Source organism: Kitasatospora sp. NPDC001683 (genome assembly GCF_053596495.1).
Genome location: NZ_JBSFGK010000024.1, coordinates 14,496 through 36,052 on the forward strand (window position 1 = coordinate 14,496; position 21,557 = coordinate 36,052).

The window sequence follows — 21,557 nt, forward strand, 5'->3', positions numbered from 1 at the left end:
CCCCGATTCCGTGTTGCGCGGCCCGGGTTCCGCGCCCGAGTTCCGGGTACCGCGCCCCGGGCGCACGGAGCGGGCACCCGGCGCATCCGCCGAGCGCGCGCCCCCACCGCGCGCCGCAACGCATCAACGCACCGGGATCTCCAGGATCACCTTGGTCCCGCCGTTCGGGCCGGCCACCATGTCGAAGGTCCCGCCCAGCTCACCGGTGGCCAGCGTCCGGACGATCTGCAGCCCGAGGTTGCCGGCCGTCTTCGGGTCGAAGCCCTCGGGCATGCCCCGGCCGTCGTCCTGCACGGTGATCAGCAGGTACTCCTCCGGCCGGGCGCCGCCGTTCCAGCTGTCCGACCAGCCCTTGCCGGTCGCCGGGGCCCGTCCGCGCAGCGCGCTCACCTCCAGGTTCCCGGAGGCCGTCGGGCCGAAGGCGTGTTCCAGGGCGTTCTGCAGCAGCTCGGTCAGCACCATCGACAGCGGGGTGGCCACCTCGGCGGAGAGGATGCCGAAGCTGCCGCTGCGGCGGGTCGCCACCCGGCCGTCCTGGGACAGTTCCATCACCATCGCCAGCACCCGGTCGGCGATCTCGTCGAAGGCCACCTGCTCGTCCAGCGCCTGGGAGAGCGTCTCGTGCACGATCGCGATCGAGCCGACCCGGCGCACCGCCTCGTCCAGCGCGGCCCGGCCGGACTCGGACTCCATCCGGCGGGACTGCAGCCGCAGCAGCGCGGCGACGGTCTGCAGGTTGTTCTTCACCCGGTGGTGGATCTCCCGGATGGTGGCGTCCTTGGTCATCAGCTCGCGGTCGCGCCGGCGCAGCTCGGTGACGTCCCGGCAGAGCACCAGCGAACCGGTCAGGGTCCCCTTGGGCTTGAGCGGGATCGCGCGCAGGGTCACCACTCCCCCCTGCGCCTCCACCTCGGTCTGCCGGGGCGCCCAGCCGCTGGCCAGCTTCACCAGCGCCTCGTGGACGGCCGAGCGGGAGGGCGGGGCGAGGTCGGCGGTGGCCCGGCCGAGGTGGCTGCCGACCAGGTCGGAGGTGAGGCCGAGCCGGTGGTAGGCGGAGAGGGCGTTGGGGCTGGCGTAGGTGACGATGCCGTCCGCGTCCAGGCGGATCAGGCCGTCGCCGACCCGGGGGGCGGCGTCCATGTCGGCCTGCTCCACGCCGGGGTACGGGAAACTGCCGGCCGCGATCATCTGGGCCAGGTCGGAGGCGCTCTGCAGGTAGGTGAGTTCCAGCCGGCTGGGGGTGCGCACGGTCAGCAGGTTGGTGTTGCGGGCGATCACCCCGAGCACCTTGCCCTCGCGCCGGACCGGGATCGACTCGACCCGGACCGGCACCTCCTCGCGCCACTCCGGGTCGCCCTCGCGCACGATCCGGCCCTCGTCGAAGGCGGCGTCCAGCAGCGGGCGGCGCCCGCGCGGGACGAGGTGGCCGACCATGTCGTCCTGGTAGGAGGTGGGGCCGGTGTTGGGCCGCATCTGCGCCACCGAGACGTAGCGGATGCCGTCCCAGGTGGGGATCCACAGCACCAGGTCGGCGAAGGAGAGGTCGGAGAGCAGCTGCCACTCCGAGACCAGCATGTGGAGCCATTCCACGTCGGCCCCGGTCAGGGTGGTGTGGCGGCGGACGAGTTCGTTCAACGAGGGCACATGGCGAGGGTAGCGCCGTCGGCCGGGGGGCGGGCTCGGCGGACCGTGCGGTGCCGGCGGCCGGCTGCCCGGAGTTGTTTAGACCAATTTACGGGGAGGCCTGGACAACCCAGATTGGTCTAGTCCACAATGGAAGGGCACCAAGGAGCGGCCCACCGCGCAACTGCCCTGACCGCGCGCGGCTTCTCCTCGGTCGGACGCCGCCGAACGAAGACCCCGCACAGTCCTCGATCGACACCGGTGCCCGACGACAGCTCCGGGCTGCGGTGCCGCACGGGTTGAGGGTCCCGTGTCGGCGCCGTGGCCCGTAGTGTTTTCCGGCCTGCGTTCGCGACCTCCCCGAAGCACGCTCCGCCGCTCAGAGAACCGGCCCTCCGTCCACAGGCTGTGGACGGAGGGCCGACTCCCCACCCCGAGCGTCCCGGAGGCGAGCGGGCGAGTCCCCGCCCCGAGCCGAAGGGGCGCGCCGGTGCCGAAAGGGAGGAGCGACAAGCGAATCCCCGCCCCGAGCCGAAGGGGCGCGCCGGTGCCGAAAGGGAGGAGCGAGGAGGCCCGAGGAACGAGGGCATCGGAGCGACGACCGTCGGCGCCGGGCCCGAGCGCCCCGGAGGCGAGCGGGCGAATAGCCGCCTCAGCGGGTCTCGGTGACCTTGGCCAGGGCGCGCGGGGCGTCCGGGTCCTGGCCGCGGGCGATGGTGACCTCGTAGGCCAGCTGCTGCAGCGGCAGGATCTCCAGGATCGGCTGGACCTCCTCCGGCACGCCGGCCGGCAGTGCGAAGCCCGCCGAGGCGGCGTCCACCTGGGCCCGCTGGCCGATCACCACCAGGTCCGCGCCGCGGCCGCGCAGCCGGTCCAGCACCGGCTGGAGGGCCTCGCCGCCCTTGCCGTCCGGGACGACCGCGATCACCGGCGAGACGTTGTCCACCATGGCCAGCGGGCCGTGCAGCAGGTCGGCGCCGGAGAACGGGGTTGCCGGGATGTAGGTGGTCTCCATCAGCTTGAGCGCCGCCTCCCGGGCGGTCGGGTAGCCGTAGCCGCGCGAGGTGATCACCAGGCGCTGGGCGAAGCGGTAGCGCTCGGCCAGTGCCTTCACCTCGGCCTGGCGGGCCAGCACGCCGGCGGCGAGGTCCGGCAGCTCCTCGGCGGCCGAGCCGTCCCCGCCGCGCAGTCCCTCGACCAGCAGGTAGAGCGCCAGCAGTTCGGCGGTGTAGGTCTTGGTGGCCGGCAGCGCCTTCTCCGGTCCGGCCAGCACGTCGATGTGGAACTCGGAGACCTCGGCGAGCGGGGAGCCGGGGTTGTTGGTGACGGCGAGGGTGATCGCGCCGGCCTCGCGGGCGGCCTTGGTGGAGGCCACCAGGTCCGGGGAGCCGCCGGACTGGCTGACGGTGATCACCAGGACGTCGGTGAGGTCCGGCTTGGCGCCGTACGCGGTGGTGGTGGACATCGAGGTCAGCCCGGCCGGCTTGCCGAGCAGGATCTCGATCAGGTACTTGGCGTAGAGCGCCGCGTTGTCGGACGTGCCGCGCGCGGTCAGCAGGACGAAGCGGGGGCTGCGGGCGGCGATCCCGGCCGCGATCTCGCGGATCTTCGGCGCACCCTCCTCGAGGATGCGCCGCAGGACGGCCGGCTGCTCGGCCATCTCCGCCGCCATGATCCGGCCGGGGACGGAAACGGTGTGCGGGTCGGACATCTGGATGCCTCCGATGAGACGGGTCGACCCCGGCCGGGCGGATCGCCCGACGGGGACCTCTACGGCGGCGAGTCCGCACACTCGCTGCGGTTCTTCGCGGGCAATCCTACGAGCGCGCTCCCCGTCCGGCACCCCCGAACCGCCGCCTCCCGGAAGGCGGGAGGCGGTCAGCGGGCCGGTCAGGACGGGTTGTTGATCAGTTGGTCGATCGCCGCGTCGGCCTCCCTGGTGGCCTGGTCCACCGACTCGCCCTTGAGGATCGCGGTCAGCATGTCCGGGATGATCTTCGGAGCCGCCGATGAAGGTCGGCAGCGGCTTGCCGTCACCGGAGGGTGATCCGGACGAGGAGCGGGCCGTCAGTCCGACCGCCAGGGCCGTGATTCCGAACACGGACACGAACTGACGCTTCGTCGCGTCATTCTCCGAGGTGCTGGAGCCGAGGGCGGTGCTCGGGAGGGATTGGAGTGGACTTTGGCCTAGGCCACTGTAGCTGTCAACGCCCAACTCCCCTTCCCGCCAGGGCCGTTGCCGTTCCGTTGCACCGCGCCGGGATTCCGTGGCGATCGGTCGCCGCCCCGTCACCCCACGTCGTACTTAAGCGGGATTTAAGGCCCGCTTGAGGGAGCACGGTCACCCGCCGGAAGCGCGGGTCGGCGCCCGGAGAACGGAACGGGCCCGCCATGCGACATGCGCATGCCGGGCCCGTCGGCCGACACCTCCCGGATCCAGCCGGTGACGTCTCCCGTGCGGTTCAGCCGATCGCTCCCGGCTGCCCGGTAAGCACCTCCACGGCCGCCAGCCCGCAGACCCGGGCGGCGCCGTGGGTGGCGATGTGCAGCGCGCCGACCGGCTCGGACTGGGGCAGCCCCATCTCCACCACGGCGGCGTCCGGCCGGGCCGCCACCAGGCGGCTCAGCGCGGCGGCCATCCACGCGTGCCGGTGCGCGTCCCGGACCACCAGCACCAGCCGGCGGCCCTCGGCGCCGGCCACCAGCTCCGCGACCAGGGCGTCCAGCAGCTCCGGCGCGGCCTCGGCGGCCGACACCTCGCGGGTGCGGGTGCCCGGGAAGCGGTCGGCCAGCATCCCGGCCACCCCCCACGGGGTCACGTCGCCGACGGCGATGTTCGGCTCGTCCGAGAACGAGGCCACGTACGGGCGTTCGCTCACCGGCAGCACCTCGCGGCCCGGCGCCCGGACCACCTTCAGCGCCCGCCGGGCGGCCCGCAGGCCCACCGCGAGGTCCGGCTCGGGCTGTTCGCCCTGGGCCGCGATCCGGCCCCAGCTGCCCAGCGCCCGGACCCGGTCGGCGGCGTCCGCCAGCCGCTCCTCGCCGAGCCCGCCCGAGCGCACGCCCGCCACGATGGCGTCGCGCAGCATCAGCACGGTCTCCTCGTCGGCCAGCCCGCCGCCGACGCAGATCGCGTCCGCGCCGGCCGCCAACGCGAGCACGGTGCCCTCGCCCATGCCGAAGGTGTCGGCGATGGCGCCCATCTCGATCGCGTCGCTGACGATCAGGCCCTGGTAGCCGAGGCCGCCGTCGGCCGGGGCGGCACGCAGCAGGTCGCGCAGCACGGTCGGGCTCAGGGTGGCCGGCAGCTTCGGGTCCAGCGCCGGGACCATGATGTGGGCGGTCATCACGGCCTTGGTACCGGCCGCGATCGCGGCCCGGAACGGCACCAGGTCGCGGGCGCGCAGCACGTCCAGGTCGACGTCGATGACCGGCAGGCCGTGGTGGGAGTCCACCGCGGTGTCGCCGTGGCCGGGGAAGTGCTTGGAGCAGGCGGCCACGCCGGCCGACTGCAGGCCCTCCACCCAGGCGGCGGTGTGCCGGGCGCACAGCTCCGGGTCGGCGCCGAAGGAGCGGACGCCGATGACCGGGTTGCGCGGGTTGGAGTTGACGTCCGCGGTGGGCGCCCAGTTGTAGTTGACGCCGGCCGCGGCCAGCGCCCGGCCCAGCTCGCGGGCGACGTCCCGGGTCAGGGCCGGGTCGTCGATCGCGCCGAGGGCGAGGTTGCCGGGCCAGGAGGAGCCGGAGCCGGCCTCCAGCCGGGTGACGTCGCCGCTCTCCTCGTCGATCGCGATCAGCAGGTCGGGGTTCTCCGCGCGCAGCGCCCGGGTGAGCGCGGAGAGCTGGTCGAGGTCGACCACGTTGCGGTCGAACAGCGCGACCGAGCCGAGCCCGGCGGCCAGGTGGCGGCGCAGCCAGGCCGGCGGCTCGGTGCCGACGAAGCCGGGCTGCAGGACGGTCAGGGCGTCCCGGTGCAGCTGGTCGCTGGCCGGGGCGGTGGGTACGAGGATGCTCACGGTGGCTCAGCCCTTCACGGCGCCGTCGGTCAGACCGCCGACCGCCTTGCGCTGCAGGAAGACGAACAGGATCAGCACGGGGATGGCGAACATCGTGGAGGCCGCCATGGTCGCGCCCCAGTCGTTGCCGAAGGCCGTCTTGAAGGAGGACAGCCACAGCGGCAGGGTCTTGCCCTGCTCCTTGTTCACGATCAGCACGAGCGGGAACTCGTTCCACGCGGTGATGAAGCCGAACAGCGAGGTCGACATCAGGCCGGGGGCCAGCAGCGGGAAGATCACCTTCACGAAGGCCTGGGTGCGGGTGCAGCCGTCCACCATGGCCGACTCCTCCAGCTCCTTCGGCACCGCGGCGATGAAGCCGCGCAGCGTCCAGATGGTGAAGGGCAGGACCATCATCATGTAGAAGAGGGTCAGCGGCAGCAGGCTGTTCAGCATGTCGTTGTCGCGGGAGATCATGTAGACCGCGATGGTCATGACCTCCCAGGGCGCCATCTGCGCCGTCATGATGACCAGCACGAAGGTCTTGCGGCCGCGGAACCTCATCCGGGCGATCGCGAAGGCCGCCAGGGTCGCGATCACCAGTGAGATCACCACCGCGCCGACGGTGACGGTGGCGCTGTTGGTGACGTACGTCCAGAAGTCCGGCGCGTTCACCGCGGTGCTGAAGTGGTCGAAGGTCGCGTCGAAGGGGATGAAGACCGGCGTCTTGCTGATGATGTCGCGGTCCTGCTTGAACGCGGTCGCGATCATCCAGTAGACGGGGAAGGCGAAGAAGACGATGAGGACGACCGCGATCACGTTCGGCCAGGTGCGTCCGAAGAGAGAGCGCCTCACAGCTCGTCCTCCTGCTTGATCATGATGCGGAAGTAGTAGGCCATCAGCGCGCCCAGCATCAGGATGGTGAGCACCGCGATCGCGGCGCCGACGCCGTAGTGCTGGCCGCCCGAGCCCTCCAGGAAGGCGTGCACGGGCAGGGTGCGGGTCAGCTTCTCGGGGCCGCCGCCGTTGATCGCGTAGACCTGGGTGAAGGACTTGAACACCCAGATGACCTCGAGGAAGGTCGTGGCCAGGAAGAACGGCTTCAGGTTGGGGAAGATCACCGAACCGAAGATCTTGAGGGAGCCGGCGCCGTCCATCCGGGCGGCCTCGTAGAGCTCCTTCGGGATGGTGGTGAGGCCGGCGTACATGTTGAACGCCACGAACGGGATCGACATCCAGACGACCAGCAGGATGACGACGAAGAAGGTCGAGTACTCGTCGCTCATCCAGTTGTAGTCGGCCATCGAGTGCCAACCCAGCTGGTCCAGGAACCAGTTGACGACGCCCCACTGCTCGTCGAACAGCCAGGTGTAGACGGTGGTCGCGGCGACCACCGGCATGGCCCAGGCCATCAGCAGCGCGATCGACAGCGCCAGCCGCATCCTCTTGCCGAGGTGGTTGAGCAGCAGGCCGATCAGGGTGCCGCCGACCATGATCAGCACCACGTTGACCAGGGTGAAGACGACGGTGCGCCCGGTGACCGCCCAGAAGTCCGGATCGGTCAGCTGCTCCTTGTAGTTGTCGAAGCCGGTCCACTCGGTCAGATGCATGACGAGCTGGCGCCGGTTGAGGTTCTGGAACGACAGCAGGACGGTCTTCAGCAGCGGCCAGCCCAGCAGGGCGAGGGTCGCCACGGTGGCCGGCAGCAGCAGCAGGTAGGGGGCGAGGCGGGAGCCGATGCCCGGTCCCCCCGCGGATCTGGTGCGCTTCGGCGCGGCGCCCTCGGCCCCGCCGCCGGCGGCACTGGTGTCAATCTCGGCCACAACGGCCTCCCCCGACTCCGGGGACCGTGTCTGCACCCGCTCCGAATGCACAGCCATCGTTCTCACTTCCTCACAACCCGGCCACGACGGATGGCGTCGCCCACCGGCCCCCCGCCGGGGACCGGTGAGCGACGCCGCTCACAGTGCTCAGTTCTTCTCGTTGAGCCGCTTGGCGATCTCGTCGTCGTACTTCTTCGCGGTGGCCGCGTAGTCGCCGCCCTGGAGCGCGGCGGTCAGGAAGTCCTTGATCGGGTTCGGCTTGTTCTCGACGCTGGCCCAGTTCGGGGTGTTCGGGGTGATCCCGCCGACCGCGGTGGCGGCCTGGGCGGCCTGCGCGAAGTCACCGGTGAGCTGGCTGTTCAGGGCCGGCCTGTTCGGGATGTTGCCGGCCGCGGCGACCAGGCCCTCGTTCTTGTCGTTGAGGGCGATCTTCAGGAAGTCCTTCGCCATGTCGGTGTTCTTGCTCTGCGCGGCGATCGCGAGGTTCGAGCCACCGATGAAGACGCCGGAGGGCTTGTCGGCGGTCTTGCCCGGGAGCGGGAAGAAGCCGATCTTGTCCTTGGGCATGTCCTTCGGGTCCGGGAGCTCCCAGCCGAGGGCGATCATGGTGCCGACGTTGCCCTTGGCGAAGACGTCCTTCTGCTGCGGGGTGGCCTCGTCCTTGTCCTTCGGACCGGTGACCGAGTAGCTCTGCAGTTTCTTGTAGGTCTCGAAGGCCTTCTGGGCCTCGGGGGACTCCAGGCCGCCGACCCACTTGTCGCCGTCCTTCTTGGCGATCTTGCCGCCCTCGCCGGTGAGCAGGCCGAAGTAGGTGTACCACTCCTGGCCCGGCAGGTAGATCGGGTCGGCGACGCCCTCGGTGGCCTTCAGCTTGTCCAGGTCGCCGTAGAACTCGTCCAGGGTCTTCGGCGCGGCGGTCAGGCCGGCCTTGGCCCAGAGGTCCTTGTTGTACGCGACCACGCGGTTGGAGACCCACCACGGGGCGGCGTACTGCTTGCCGTCCAGCATCGCGGCCTCGTTCTGGTTGGCGGCCCAAGCGTCGCCACCCAGCGCGGACTTGTCCTTGGTGAGGTCCAGCAGACCGCCCGTGGCGGCGTAGCCGGCGGTCTGGGTGTTGCCCAGCTCCAGCACGTCGACCGAACCCTCGGACAGCGCGGCGGTGACCTTCGGGCCGATGTCGGTCCACTCCTGGGTCTGGAAGTCGACCTTCGAACCCGGGTAGGTGGTCTCGAACTCGGTCTTGACCGCCTCGGTCCAGCCCTTGGGGGCCGAGCCGGTCATGGTCCACACCTTGAGCGTCTTGCCCTTGTACCGGTCGGCGGCCGTGGAGGACGACTTGGAGTCGCCGTCCTTCTTGCCGTCCGAGCCACAAGCCGCGAGACCGACGACCATTGCCGCGACGCCGACCGCCGCGATGAGCTGACGCTTCACGCCATCCTCCTGAGGGATGCCTGGGTTACCCCCGTCGGGCGGCAGCGGCAGATCCACGCAAAGCGGGAGAACGGGTGCCGCGAACCCCTTCGAACGGGTGGGGGATTCATCGTTGCCGGCCTAGTGGTGTAGACCAGATGCCTGGAGCTTGGCCTAGACCAATGGGCCTGTCAACGGCTGCTCGACCGATCTCGACCACCCGTTATCAAGCCGACACCGCACATCGTTCATCGCGTGATGAGGTATTCGTTCCGTAGCCATACATGCAACGATGTGGTCCGTTAACGATGTGGCGGGGCGGCAGAAGGCCCCGCGAGAAGCGGGAGAACAGGTCCGATGAGCAGCGACGGGGGAACCACCGCCCAGGCCGACGACCCCGAGGTGAAGAACCTCCCGGCACCGGCCGACGCCGACCCGACCGCGCGCGTCCCCAAGTACTACGGCCTCAAGCGCCACCTCCTCCAGCTCACCGAGACCCAGCCCGCGGGCACCCCGGTCCCGCCCGAGCGCGCGCTGGCCGCCCAGTTCGACACCTCGCGCACCACCGTCCGCCAGGCCCTGCAGGAACTGGTGGTCGAGGGCCGGCTGGAGCGCATCCAGGGCAAGGGCACCTTCGTGGCCAAGCCCAAGGTCGCCCAGGCGCTGCAACTCACCTCCTACACCGAGGACATGCGCGCCCAGGGCCTGGAGCCCACCTCCCGGCTGATCGAGATCGGCTACATCACCGCCGACGACCGGCTCGCCCCGCTGCTGGACATCAAGCCCGGCGGCCGGGTGCTGCGGATCGAGCGGCTGCGCCTGGCCAACGGCGACCCGATGGCCATCGAGGTCGCCCACCTGTCCGCGAAGCGCTTCCCCGCCCTGCGGCGCAACCTCGCCAAGCACAACTCGCTGTACGCGGCGCTGCGCGAGGTCTACGGGGTCACCGTGGCCGAGGCCGAGGAGACCATCGAGACCACCCTCGCCAACCCGCGCGAGGCCGGGCTGCTCGGCTCCGACCTCGGCCTGCCGATGCTCCAGCTCTCCCGGCACTCCTTCGACGGCGAGGGCAACCCGGTGGAGTGGGTCCGCTCGATCTACCGCGGTGACCGCTACAAGTTCATCACCCGGCTGAAGCGTCCGGAGTAACCGCACGCCCCCGCTCCACCACGGGCACCGGCGCACGCGACCCGCGCGCCGGTGCCCGTTCCGCTCTGAGGCTGCCTGGAGGCGAGCGGGCGAGTGACCCGCCCCGAGCCGAAGGGCCGCGCCGGCGCCGAAAGGGAGAAGCGAGGGAGCGACGCAGGAGCGAGGGAGCGCCGACCGTCGGCACCGGGTCAGAGCAGCCCGGAGGCGAGCGGGCGAGTAGCAGCGCGGGCGAGTAGCAGCGCGGGCGAGTAGCAGCGCGGGCGAGTAGCAGCGTCCGGATGGCGGGAAGTTGCGCCATATCGGGTGACATGGATCACTCCATGCTCTAGATTGCGCAGCCATACTGACTGCCGATCACCGATGGTGCTGCTCGGCGGGCTCGCGGGGGGTGCACGGTGCCTCCGGGGGCTGCGGCGCCGACGGGGAGAACCCTCCGGAGTTGAGCCGAAGATGCCCTCTGATCAAGACCCCGACCAAGCTGTCATGCCCGAGCCAGCCGGGGAGCCCGTCCCGGCGGTGACCCCCGAACGGGTGCTGGCCGCACTCGCCCTGCTCGTGCCGATCGTCGCGATGCTCTGGGTCTCCTCGTACGACAAGCCCGACCCGGCGGTGGCCGGGATGCCCTTCTTCTACTGGTACCAGCTGCTCTGGGTGCCGGTGTCGGCCGTCTTCACGGTCGCCGCCTACCTGTTGATCAACCGGGACGAGAAGGCCCGCAAGGCGGCCCGGACGGGCGGTGCGCGATGAAGGACGTCAATGTGACGGCCCTCGCGGTCTTCGTGCTGTTCTTCCTGCTGGTCACCGTGATGGGCTTCCTCGCCTCCCGCTGGCGCCGCGCGGACGACGCGGCCCACCTGGACGAGTGGGGCCTGGGCGGGCGCAGCTTCGGGACCTGGGTGACCTGGTTCCTGCTCGGCGGCGACCTGTACACCGCGTACACCTTCGTGGCCGTCCCGGCGGCGGTGTACGCGACCGGTGCGGCGGGCTTCTTCGCGGTGCCGTACACGATCATCGCCTACCCGCTGGTCTTCCTCTTCCTGCCCCGGCTCTGGTCGGTCTCCCGGGTGCACGGCTACGTGACCCCGGCGGACTTCGTCCGCGGCCGTTACGGCTCCCGGCCGCTGTCCCTGGTCGTCGCGCTGACCGGGATCCTGGCCACCATGCCGTACATCGCCCTGCAACTGGTCGGCATCCAGGCGGTGCTGGACGTGCTCGGCGTGGGCGGCGGGGAGAACGCCAACTGGTTCGTCAAGGACCTGCCGCTGTTCCTCGCCTTCGGCGTGCTGGCCGCCTACACCTACTCCTCGGGCCTGCGCGCCCCGGCGCTGATCGCCTTCGTCAAGGACGCCCTGGTCTACATCGTGATCATCGTCGCGGTGATCTACATCCCGATCCGGCTCGGCGGCTACGGGCACATCTTCGGCGCGGCCGCGGACCACTTCAAGCAGACCAAGGCCGGGGCGATGACCGTCCCGGTCAACAAGCAGTGGACGTACGCGACGCTGGGCCTGGGCTCGGCGATGGCGCTGTTCATGTACCCGCACTCGGTGACCGGCGTGCTGGCCTCCAAGTCCCGCAACACCGTGCGCCGCAACATGGCGATCATGCCCGCGTACTCGCTGATGCTCGGCCTGCTGGCGCTGCTCGGCTTCATGGCGATCGCGGCGGGCGTCGGCAGCGGGGTCAAGGGCTACAACTCCCAGCTGTCGGTGCCGCAGCTGTTCGCGAGCATGTTCCCGGACTGGTTCACCGGCGTGGCCTTCGCCGCGATCGGGATCGGCGCGCTGGTGCCGGCCGCCATCATGTCCATCGCGGCGGCCAACCTGTTCACCCGCAACGTCTACAAGGAGTGGCTCAAGCCCGCCGCCACCCCGGCCGACGAGACCCGGGTCGCCAAGCTGGTCTCGCTGCTGGTCAAGGTCGGCGCGCTGGTCTTCGTGCTCGGCATGGACAAGCAGGCCGCGATCAACCTCCAGCTGCTCGGCGGCCTGTGGATCCTGCAGACCTTCGTGGCGATCGTCGGCGGCCTGTTCACCCGCTGGTTCCACCACTGGGCGCTGTTCGCCGGCTGGGCGGCCGGCATGGTCTACGGCACCTGGCTGGCCTACGGGCTGGCCAGCCCGGCGACCAAGCACTTCGGCGGCAACGCGGCCAAGATCCCCGGCATCGGCGAGCTGGGCTACATCGGCCTGACCGCCTTCGTGCTCAACCTGGTCGTCGCCGTGGTGCTCACCCTGGTGCTGCGGGCGGTCAAGGCGCCGGTGGGGGTCGACGAGACCAAGCCCTCCGACTACAGCGCCGAGGCCGGCGACGACGAGCTGGAGAACGCGCCGGAGCCCGTAGCGGCGCACTGATTTGGCACTGCACGCGCCCTGTGACCGTGCCGCCTTCTCCGTGAACACTGGAGGAGGCGGCACGATCATATGCATGAACAGACGTGCACGCCGGGCACCACCAGACCGGACCGGCATCCGGCCGGAACCTGATCGACCACGGGGAGCTCGCGGCCATGGCAGAATCCGGCACCACCCTGAACGGCCAACACAAGTCCACCCAGCACCAAGCCATCCAGCACCAGGCCACCCAGCACCCGCCCACGCTGACCGCCGTGGCCGCGAACGGCTCGGCGGCCACCCGGCTGCCGTCCGTGCTGATCGCCACCCGGCACGGCGAGTCCACCGCCAACGTCGAGTTCCAGCTGGCCGAGGCCGCCGGCGCGCTCAGCGTCCCGATCAGCTGCCGCGACGCCGACATCCCGCTGTCGCTGCGCGGCCGGCAGCAGGCCCAGGCGCTCGGCCGCTGGTGGGCCGCCCTGCCCAGCGCCGACCGCCCGCGCAGCGTCTGGTGCTCGCCGTACGTGCGCACCGCCGAGACCGCCCGGATCGCGCTCGCCCAGGCCGCCGGGCTCGGCGCCGTGCCGGTCACCCTGGCCGTCCGCTACGACGAGCGGCTGCGCGACCGCGAGCTCGGCGTCCTGGAGATGCTGCCGAAGGCCGCCATCGAGGCCAAGCACCCGGAGGAGGCCGCCCGGCGGCGCAAGATGGGCGAGCTGTACTACCGCCCGCCCGGCGGCGAGTCCTGGGCCGACGTCGCCCTGCGGGTGCGCAGCCTGCTGCGGGACGTCTGCGAGGAGGACGCCGGACGGCCCGTCCTGCTGGTCGCCCACGACTGCACGGTGCTGATGCTGCGCTACGCGCTGGACCGGCTCACCGAGCAGCAGCTCACCGCGCTCGAGCCGGTGCACAACTGCTCCACCAGCCTCTGGCGGGCCCAGGAGGGACGGCTGCGGCCGGACCGCTGGAACCAAGTCGACCACCTGCACGCCGGCGCCGGCTGACCGTCCGTCACACGTCCGAGAAACAGCGCCGGTAGGCCAGTGGCGTGGTGCCCAGCCGGCGCCCGAAGTGGTGCCGCAGCGCCGCCGCGTTGCCGAAGCCGCAGCGGGCCGCGATCGCGTCCACCGACTCGGTGGTCGACTCCAGCAGCCGCTGGGCCAGCAGCACCCGCTGCCCCACCAGCCAGCGGTGCGGGGTGGTACCGGTCTCCTGCTGGAAGCGCCGGGCGAAGGTGCGCGGCGACATGTGCACCCGGGCGGCCAGCTGCTCGACGCTCGCCTCCTGGTCCGGATGGTGGCGCAGCCAGTCCAGCAGCGGCGCCAGCGAGTCACCGCCGCCCTCGGGCAGCGGGCGGTTCACGAACTGCGCCTGCCCGCCCTCCCGGTGCGGCGCCACCACCATGCGGCGGGCGATCCCCCGGGCCACCTCGGCGCCCTGCACCTTGCGCACCAGGTGCAGGCAGGCGTCGATGCCGGCCGCCGTACCGGCCGAGGTGATCACCGGATCGTCGTCCACGTACAGCACGTCCGGCTCGACCACCGTGTCCGGGAAGCGCTCGGCCAGCTCGTCGCTGTGCCGCCAGTGAGTGGTGGAACGGCGGCCGTCCAGCAGCCCGGCCGCCCCCAGCACGAAGGCGCCGCTGCAGATCGACAGCACCCGGCCGCCGCCCGCCACCACCGCGCGCAGCGCCTCCAGCAGCGGCTCCGGGTACCGCTCGCGGATCCCCGAGGCGGTGACCACCGCCAGGTCCGCCCCGGCGAGGCGCTCCGGGCCGTACGGGACGTCCACCGCGAAGCCCGAGTGGGTCGCGTGCGGGCCCGGACGGGCGCCGGCCAGCGCGAAGTCGTACCCGGGCAGCCCGTCCGCGGTGCGGTCCAGGCCGAAGACCTCGCAGGCCACCCCCAGTTCGAACGGGTGGACCTCCTCCAGCACCACCGCGACCACGTTCTTCAGCATGCCGCCCAGGATGCCCCGACCGGCCGGGCCGGCGAAAGAGGCGGAGTGACAGGATTTCGAGGCAACCCGGCATTCCTGCCACTCGTGGACACCCGGGCCGCCCGGCCACAGTGGTGGCCATGGACACCGACACCCTCGCCAGCGCACTCGGCCTGGTCGGCGCCGTCGGCGGCTTCGGCCTGCTCGGCACCCTGATCGGCCGCGAACTCTCCCGCGGCCCCGCCGCCGGCCGCGACAACCACCACCGCGCCGGCGGCTACCCGGCCGACCCCGCCCGCGCCGACCGGCTGTACGGCACCATGCCCGCCGCCTCGCTGCGCCCCTCCGCCGACCCGGCCGTGCTCCCGGTCCGCTCGACCCCCGAAATCAGGACCCCGCACGGCTCCGGCACACTGGCCCGATGGACTACCTCATCCGCCACGCCCTCCCCCAGGACCTCGAAGCGGCCGGCCGGATCACCGTCGACGCCTTCGTCGGCGACGGCTTCACCAGCCCGACCAGCGGCTACGTCGACCTGCTGCGCGACGCCGGGCGCCGGTCCCGGGAGGCCGAGCTCCTGGTCGCGGTCGACGCGGCGGACGAACGGGTCCTCGGCTGCGTGACCTTCGCCGTCGGCGGCACCGAGTGGGCCGACATCGCCACCCCGCGCGAGGGCGAGATACGGATGCTCGCCACCGCCGCCCTCGCCCGCGGCCGCGGCGTCGGCGAGGCCCTGGTGCGCGCCTCCCTCACCCGCAGCCGCGAACTCGGCCTGGCCGGGATGGCCTTCTCCACCCGCCCGGAGATGACCACCGCCCACCGCGTCTACGAGCGGGTCGGCTTCCGGCGCACCCCGGAGCGCGACTGGGCGCCGTACCCGGGGATGGACCTGATGGTCTACACCATGACCTTCTGAGCTCCTGCAGTCACGGCCGCTTGTCGTACCCCGGGGCCAGGTAGACGGTGTAGCGGCCGTGCTCGCCGCTCTTCACCACGGTGGCCACCCGGTAGCCGGCCGCCTTCAACGTCGGCTGGATCGCCCGGTCGGTGGCTCCGGTCTGGGTGAAGTCCAGGACCACCACCTTCCACTCGTGCGCCTCGATCCCGGCCTGGATGGCGGGCACCCCGTTCTGCGTCTGGCCGGTGGCCGGGTCCCGGCGGAACACCGCCACCAGGTCGTGCCACTGCTGCCAGTTGCTCTGCTTGCGCAGGTAGTAGGCGGGGACGTTGTAGTTCTCCACCAGGTAGCGGTCGTCGCCCTTGACCACGTACGGCTCCAGCGCGGCGACGAACTCCTTCGAGTTCGACCACTCGCCGAACATCTCCCGGCCCTGGGCCGCCCCCACCCAGGCCAGCGGGCCCACCACCAGGGCGGCGACGACGATCCCGGCCGTGACGTGGACGCGGCCGCGCAGCCACAGCACCGCGCGGGCCAGCAGTGCGCCCACCACGATGCACGAGAACCAGGCACCGAAGTCCACGTGCTTCTGCAGCGACAGCCAGGTGTGGATGCGGATCTGGTTCACCGGCGCCAGCAGACCGGCCACCAGCAGCAGCGCGGCCAGCCAGAACTCCGTCCAGGCCGCGCCGCCGCGCCGGCGCGCCGGCACCAGCTGCGCCAGCACCCCGACCAGCGCCACCACCAGCAGCGGGCCCACCCACCGGGCGGCCTCGCTCGCCACGTAGGAGTAGGCGTCATGGCCCGGGGCGCGCTGGAGCGTGGTGTGGTTGAAGCCGTCGACGTACCGCTGACCGGCCGCCAGGGCCGCGGCGCCGACCGCCACCGCGAAGGTCAGCAGCACCAGCAGCCCGCGCCGCCAGCGCGCCCAGGCGCGCACCGGGCCGCCCGTCCCGGCCAGCACCGCGATGCCGCACACCACCGGCACCCACAGCAGCGCGGCGTACTTGGTCGCACCCGCCAGGGCCAGCAGCAGCCCGGAACCCACCAGGCTCGGGTACCCGCCGCCGGTGGTCAGCCGCACCGCCAGGTAGCCGGCCCAGGCGAGGATCGCCAGCGCCATCGCGTCGTAGGTGGCCAGCCCGCCCAGGAACTGGGTCGGGCCGAGCGCCGCGAAGGCCGCCGCCGCGCAGAAGGCCGCCGGCGAGCCGTGCAGCCGCCGGGTCGCCAGGTGGACGGCCACGGTCGCGGAGAGCATGAACGCCAGGCTGAGCAGCCGGGCGCCGTTCAGCCCGCCCACGAAGTCCGCCACGGCCACGACCACCGGGTAGATCAGCGGGGAGCCGGAGAAGAAGGTCTCGTACGTCGACACCGGAGTGCCGTGCCGCAGGTGGGCGATCTCCTGGTACCCGGAGTAGATGTAGGTGCCCTCGTCGATGAAGGCGGTGTTGCTGACGATCAGGTGGTACGAGAGCGCGCCCTGGACCAGCAGCACCGCCAGCAGCGGCAGCCAGTCGGCCCGCAGCGCCGGGCGGGCCGGGTGCGGCACCCGGGGCAGCAGCCCGGGCTTGCGCCGCCGCCGGTCGGTCGCGGACGGCGCCGGCACGGCCGCGGCCGCACGGTCGCGCTCGCCCAGCGCCACGCCCGCGCCCGGGCGGGCCCCGGCGGGGCCCAGGACGGGCTTGCGGGTGGACTCGGGCCGGATCCAGCGACCGTCCGCGCTCATCAGTGGTGCTCCTATCTGGGGCTCTGCCTCCGGATGCGCCCGAGGGCGCCCCACGCTCCGGGGCGTGCGTCAAGCCGCCCCGCACTGCCGTGGTGGCGGTGCGGGGCGGCTCTTCGTTCTCGGGCCGGACGGGTTCCGGGGCGATCGGCCCCGGGCCGGCTCAGCCGTTCAGCCAGGCGGCTGCCGGCGGGACCGACGGGGGCGAGCTCGGGCCCGCCACGATCTTGACGATGTCGGCCTCCGGCAGCACCTGGTTCCACACCTGGATGTCGGCCACCGCGCCGTGCCAGGGGTCGGCCCACTGCCCGTTCGAGCTCAGCCGCCCGACCTGCAGGTTGTTGTTGCCGGACGGCTGCACCCCGGCCGACTTGGCCGAGGACTGCGGGGCGCCGTTGACGTACAGGGTGAGCGTCTGCGACGAGTCGTCGTACACGCCGGTCAGCAGCACCCACTGGTTGACCGTCGCGTCGGCCTTGGACCAGGCGATCGCCGAACCGCCGCCCGGGATCTGGACCTTGAAGTACCACTGGTCGTGTCCGTTGTTGCCGGCCCGCCCCAGCGAGTACGCGTAGTACTGGCCGTCGCCCTGGCTGACCGCGCTGCGGTTGCCGTCCGGCTTGTCGACCAGCACCCGCGCGGAGACGGTGAAGCTCTTGCTCACGTCGACGACCTGGCCGGAGGTCGAGGCGAAGGAGTCCTGACCGCTGGGCAGCTTGAGGACCTGTCCGGAGAAGCCGCTCATCGTCCCCGGCTGGGCGTCGGCGCCCAGGTTCAGCGCCGGGCCCTTCTTGGCCGCCAGGGTGCCGACGGTCGGCGGGCTGGTGATGCCCTTGACCGGCGGGGCGCTGCTCGAGGCGGAGGACGGGCCGGGCGAGGTGGCGACGGGGCCCGGCTTCTTGTCGCCGTCCTTCTTGTACAGCCAGAAGCCCGCGCCGGCGCCGGCCACGACCACCACGGCGGTCAGCGCACCGATCAGCTTGAGCCGGCGGCCGCGCTTGGCGGACTTCTCGTTCTGCTCGGCCAGCGCCTCCCAGTCCGGGGTGCCGGACGAGGAGGCCGGCGGCGGGAAGCCGGACTGCTGCTGCCACTGCGGCGCGGGCTGCTGCGGCTGGCCCGGCTGCCCCGGCGCCGGGAAGGACTGCGGCGGCTGCGCCTGCTGCGGGAACGGCTGCGGCTGCGGCTGCGGCTGCGGCGCCACCGGACCGGCCGCCACCGGCCCCGGCTGCACCGGCCCGGGCTGCACCGGCGCTGCTCCACCCGGCTGCGGCACCGGCGGCACCGGCTGCGAACGGGGCGTCATCTGCTGGGGTGGTTGGCCGGGCGCACCGGGCGGTGGCCCGAAGCCGGTCGCGGGGCCGAACGCACCGCTCGGAGACTGCGGTGGCACACCGGTGGCCGGAGCGGGCCCCCCGGCCGGTGCCTGCTGCGGTGGCGGGTAGGGCTGCCCCGGCTCGCCACTCGGTACCGGTCGATCGCTCATGGCCGGAATGCTAGGGCATCGGGCCGACCACTCCCATGGGGGGTGCGCGGACGAACCCCCCGGGGGCTGCGCGGACGAAGCGTCGATGCCGGCCCGGCCGGCGACGAACAGCCGCCTCACGCAACCCCGTTGTACGGGATCCGCCAACGCTGCGAGACCACGTCCGCGCACGTCCGCAGCTGCACCGCCGTACCGTCCGCCAGCGCACCGCCCGCGGTGCCCAGGCACAGGCCCGAGTCCTGGTGCATCAACCGCCCCCCGGCGGTGGGCACCCAGCGCTGCCCGGAGCCGCCGGTGCAGTCGGCCAGCGTGACCGAGGTCCGGTCGGCGCCCGGCACCAGACAGGCCGCTCCCCCGCGCAGCGAACCGTCGTTGCCCACCGTCCAGCTGGTCGACGAGCCCGGGTCGCCGCAGGCCCCGACGCTCACCACGGCGCCCCCCGGGCCGCCGCCGTGCCGCAGGCAGATCCCAGGAGCCCCGGCCGGGATCTCGCCGACCGGCAGGCCGACCCGGTTGTGGAAGGCGAACGACTCGCTGCGCAGGCCGGTGCCGCCGCTCCACACCTCGAAGCCCGCCTGCACCCGGCACAGGTAGGAGCCCTTGGGGACGTACCCGCGGGCCATCGCGTCGGCGGTGAACAGCCGCAGGTCGAGGGCCCGGGTGGTGTGGGTCGGCGTGGTGCGCACGTAGCTGATCACGCTGTGCGGGCCGGTGATCGGCGCCTGGAACACGTTGTACGCGGCGTCCCCGAACTGCTGGGCGTCGGCGACCTTGTCCCCGGCCGGGCGCACGCTGTCGGTGGAGTCCAGCCACACCATCAGCTCGGCGCTCTCGCCCGGCAGGCAGTTGTCCGGGCTGGAGCCGTACCAGAGGTCGAAGGACAGGTTGAAGGAGCCGCTCACCCGGCCGTTGGCGTCCCAGTCCGCGGTCGCGTCGCCGAGCGCGCTGACCGGCACCGGCAGGCCGCTCGCGCCGGGGGCGGTGGAGACGTTCGGGTAGGCGCCCGGGGCCAGCGGGTTCTTCGGGACGAAGTCGCGGATCTGGGACACCGTGAAGCCGGTGTCGTCCACCGGGTCCACGCAGATGGTTCCCGCGGTGTTCCACGGGTTCGGTTCGAGGACCTTCGACCCGCCGTCCAACGCCAGCTTGGGGAAGGGGTTCTGCGGGGTCGAGCACAGGCTCGCCGTCGACGCGGAGGCGGCCGGCGGCTGCTCCACCGCCCCGACCTGGCCGCTGCACCCGGCCAGCAGTGCGGTGACCGCACCGAACGCGGCGACCGCCCGCAGCCTCCGCGCGGCCCGCCGCACCCCACCGACCTCGATGTTCATCACGCTTCCGTCCTCGCCCCCTGGGCGGACAACCGTACACAAGTGCTCCGTCTGCACCTCCGTGCACATCACGATCGGAACTCGATATCGGTTCCGGATGGCCGACGGTAGAGGGGGGAGCGAATCGGCCACGACCGGTCCCGTACGATCCTGGCGTCCCCCGCGAGCCCGACCGACAACGGCCGACCGGCGGGGAAGGTTCAGATACAAGACGGCTTCCGGGGGAGTAGAGCACGTGACTGTCACCGAGAGCGCGCGACTCGCGGGCAGCGGTCAACCACCCGTCTCACGTCGCCGGAGCCGGCGCGACCCGGCCGCCCGCAACCAGTGGGGCCTGCTCCCCCAGCCGCCGGACAACACCGAGAAGTACCTCTACGCCCGCACCCACCTGTGGGTGCTGACCTGCTTCTCCCTCGTCAGCTTCGCCTGCATGGTGGCCAGCGAGATCGGGCTGCTCAAGGCGACGCCCTGGTTCCTCGTCTTCGTGCCCCCGCTCGCCTTCACCATCGTCTACTACCTGATATCCCGCTGGGTGCACGGCTTCAACGAGACCTTCGACCTCGCGGCGCACCGCAAGCTGGTCAAGTCCTGGCGGCCCGAGCGCTATCCGACCGTCGACGTCTTCCTGCCCGTCGCCGGCGAGCCGATCGAGGTCCTGCACAACACCTGGACCCACGTCGCCAGGCTGCGCGACCAGTACCCGGGCGAGGTCACGCCGTACGTCCTCGACGACAGCAACAGCCCCCAGCTCGCGCAGATGGCCGTCGACTTCGAATTCGTCTACGGCACCCGCGACAAGCTCGGCTGGTTCAAGAAGGCCGGGAACCTGCAGTTCGGCTTCCGCAACTCCGACAGCGACTACATCCTCATCCTGGACGCCGACTTCGCGCCCCGGCCGGACCTGCTGGACGAGATGCTCCCCTACATGGCGGCCAACCCCCGCCTCGGCATCGTCCAGTCCCCGCAGTTCTTCCGCATCCTCGACTCGCAGAACTGGATCGAGCGCGGCGCGGGCGCCGTCCAGGAGCTGTTCTACCGGACCGTCCAGGTCTCCCGGCAGCGCAACGACGGCGCCATCTGCGTCGGCAGCTGCGCGATATACCGGCGCGCCGCCCTGGAGGAGAACGGCGGCACCACGCTGATCGGCCACTCCGAGGACGTCCACACCGGCTTCGACCTGCGCCGCCTCGGCTGGGACCTGCAGTACATACCCATCGCCCTGGCCACCGGGGTCTGCCCCGACAACGTCGGCGGCTTCTTCAACCAGCAGTACCGCTGGTGCACCGGCTCGATGAGCCTGCTCGGCAGCAAGAAGTTCTGGCAGACCAAGCTCCGGCCGGTCACCCGCGCCTGCTACCTGTCCGGGTTCTTCTACTACATCCACACCGCGCTGTTCACCCTCGTCTCGCCGCTCGTCCCGATCATCCTGCTGCTCGCCCGCCCCGACCTGGTCCGCTGGCAGAACACCGCGCTGGTGCTGCCCGGCCTGATCTACGCGACGGTGATCTTCCCGCTCTGGCACCGCAACCCCTACCGGCTGGAGGCCTGGGCCGCCCGCATGATGTACGGCTGGGCGCACGTCTTCGCCATCTGGGACATCGTGCGCCGCAACCGGATGGCCTGGCAGCCGACCGGCTCCAGCGGCGCCAAGAAGAACAAGACCCGCCGGTTCTGGCTCGGCGTGATCGTCTGGGGCGGCGGGACGGCCCTGCTCTGGGTCGGCACGAGCATCTGGCGGATGCTCACCATGGGCCCGCTGAACTTCGCCCTGGTCCTCGCCTCCGGCCTCTTCTACGCCACCATCGTCGGCCGGGTCCTCGTCCAGCCGCGCCCCACGGAAGCAGCGTGATCGCC

The 21,557-nt window shown here is 71.9% G+C and carries 16 protein-coding genes; 6 read left to right on the forward strand and 10 right to left on the reverse strand.

The window, feature by feature from the left end:
- Nucleotides 1-123: 123 nt before the first annotated feature.
- The 6 genes from ACWCYO_RS15485 to ACWCYO_RS15510 form a co-directional block, all read right to left on the reverse strand.
- Nucleotides 124-1,644: a sensor histidine kinase gene (locus ACWCYO_RS15485; RefSeq protein ID WP_270144202.1), complete on the reverse strand. Its 1,521-nt coding sequence runs from the start codon at nt 1,642-1,644 to the stop codon at nt 124-126.
- Between the two features lie 631 nt (nt 1,645-2,275).
- Nucleotides 2,276-3,334: an SIS domain-containing protein gene (locus tag ACWCYO_RS15490; protein WP_449784508.1), complete on the reverse strand. Its 1,059-nt coding sequence runs from the start codon at nt 3,332-3,334 to the stop codon at nt 2,276-2,278.
- 751 nt (nt 3,335-4,085) lie between these two features.
- Entirely contained in the window at nt 4,086-5,639 is a 1,554-nt protein-coding gene (locus ACWCYO_RS15495; RefSeq protein WP_270144206.1) for a glycoside hydrolase family 3 protein, read from the reverse strand.
- 6 nt (nt 5,640-5,645) lie between these two features.
- Complete coding sequence (locus ACWCYO_RS15500; protein ID WP_449784509.1) at nt 5,646-6,473, reverse strand: carbohydrate ABC transporter permease; 828 nt, start codon at nt 6,471-6,473, stop codon at nt 5,646-5,648.
- Nucleotides 6,470-7,498, reverse strand: a complete 1,029-nt coding sequence (locus ACWCYO_RS15505) for a carbohydrate ABC transporter permease (RefSeq protein WP_405000648.1) — start codon at nt 7,496-7,498, stop codon at nt 6,470-6,472. Before ACWCYO_RS15505 ends, ACWCYO_RS15500 begins: the two co-directional genes overlap by 4 nt.
- A gap of 90 nt (nt 7,499-7,588) precedes the next feature.
- The gene (locus ACWCYO_RS15510; RefSeq protein ID WP_449784510.1) at nt 7,589-8,872 is read right to left on the reverse strand and encodes an extracellular solute-binding protein; all 1,284 of its coding nucleotides are present in this window, start codon (nt 8,870-8,872) and stop codon (nt 7,589-7,591) included.
- Nucleotides 8,873-9,208: 336 nt separating this feature from the next.
- Between ACWCYO_RS15510 and ACWCYO_RS15515 the strand changes: the two genes are divergently transcribed.
- The 4 genes from ACWCYO_RS15515 (at nt 9,209) to ACWCYO_RS15530 (ending at nt 13,337) form a co-directional block, all read left to right on the forward strand.
- Nucleotides 9,209-10,000 carry a GntR family transcriptional regulator gene (locus ACWCYO_RS15515; protein WP_270144213.1) on the forward strand — a complete coding sequence of 264 codons (792 nt, stop codon included), beginning with the start codon at nt 9,209-9,211 and terminating at the stop codon, nt 9,998-10,000.
- Nucleotides 10,001-10,483: 483 nt separating this feature from the next.
- Nucleotides 10,484-10,747 carry a DUF3311 domain-containing protein gene (locus tag ACWCYO_RS15520; RefSeq protein WP_270144215.1) on the forward strand — a complete coding sequence of 88 codons (264 nt, stop codon included), beginning with the start codon at nt 10,484-10,486 and terminating at the stop codon, nt 10,745-10,747.
- On the forward strand, nt 10,744-12,354 hold the full coding sequence (mctP, locus tag ACWCYO_RS15525) for a monocarboxylate uptake permease MctP (protein ID WP_270144217.1): 1,611 nt from the start codon (nt 10,744-10,746) through the stop codon (nt 12,352-12,354). The genes ACWCYO_RS15520 and mctP overlap by 4 nt, the downstream gene beginning before the upstream one ends.
- A 155-nt stretch (nt 12,355-12,509) precedes the next feature.
- The gene (locus ACWCYO_RS15530) at nt 12,510-13,337 is read left to right on the forward strand and encodes a histidine phosphatase family protein (RefSeq protein ID WP_449784511.1); all 828 of its coding nucleotides are present in this window, start codon (nt 12,510-12,512) and stop codon (nt 13,335-13,337) included.
- Between the two features lie 7 nt (nt 13,338-13,344).
- On the opposite strand, the gene ACWCYO_RS15535 is transcribed toward ACWCYO_RS15530, so the two are convergent.
- Nucleotides 13,345-14,292, reverse strand: coding sequence for a helix-turn-helix domain-containing protein (locus tag ACWCYO_RS15535; protein WP_270144221.1), 948 nt, complete (start codon nt 14,290-14,292; stop codon nt 13,345-13,347).
- A 400-nt stretch (nt 14,293-14,692) separates the two neighbouring features.
- Between ACWCYO_RS15535 and ACWCYO_RS15540 the strand changes: the two genes are divergently transcribed.
- Nucleotides 14,693-15,187: a GNAT family N-acetyltransferase gene (locus tag ACWCYO_RS15540; RefSeq protein WP_270144223.1), complete on the forward strand. Its 495-nt coding sequence runs from the start codon at nt 14,693-14,695 to the stop codon at nt 15,185-15,187.
- Nucleotides 15,188-15,197: 10 nt separating this feature from the next.
- On the opposite strand, the gene ACWCYO_RS15545 is transcribed toward ACWCYO_RS15540, so the two are convergent.
- From ACWCYO_RS15545 to ACWCYO_RS15555, 3 genes are all read right to left on the reverse strand, one after another.
- Nucleotides 15,198-16,895 (reverse strand): ArnT family glycosyltransferase, encoded by a 1,698-nt coding sequence (locus ACWCYO_RS15545; protein ID WP_270144225.1) that lies wholly within the window; start codon nt 16,893-16,895, stop codon nt 15,198-15,200.
- 160 nt (nt 16,896-17,055) lie between these two features.
- Entirely contained in the window at nt 17,056-18,138 is a 1,083-nt protein-coding gene (locus ACWCYO_RS15550) for a LamG domain-containing protein (protein WP_449784512.1), read from the reverse strand.
- A gap of 353 nt (nt 18,139-18,491) precedes the next feature.
- Nucleotides 18,492-19,703, reverse strand: a complete 1,212-nt coding sequence (locus ACWCYO_RS15555; RefSeq protein ID WP_270144229.1) for a GH12 family glycosyl hydrolase domain-containing protein — start codon at nt 19,701-19,703, stop codon at nt 18,492-18,494.
- 430 nt (nt 19,704-20,133) lie between these two features.
- Here ACWCYO_RS15555 and ACWCYO_RS15560 point away from each other — a divergent pair, with 430 nt between their 5' ends.
- Complete coding sequence (locus ACWCYO_RS15560) at nt 20,134-21,552, forward strand: glycosyltransferase family 2 protein (protein WP_270151003.1); 1,419 nt, start codon at nt 20,134-20,136, stop codon at nt 21,550-21,552.
- Nucleotides 21,553-21,557: the final 5 nt, after the last annotated feature.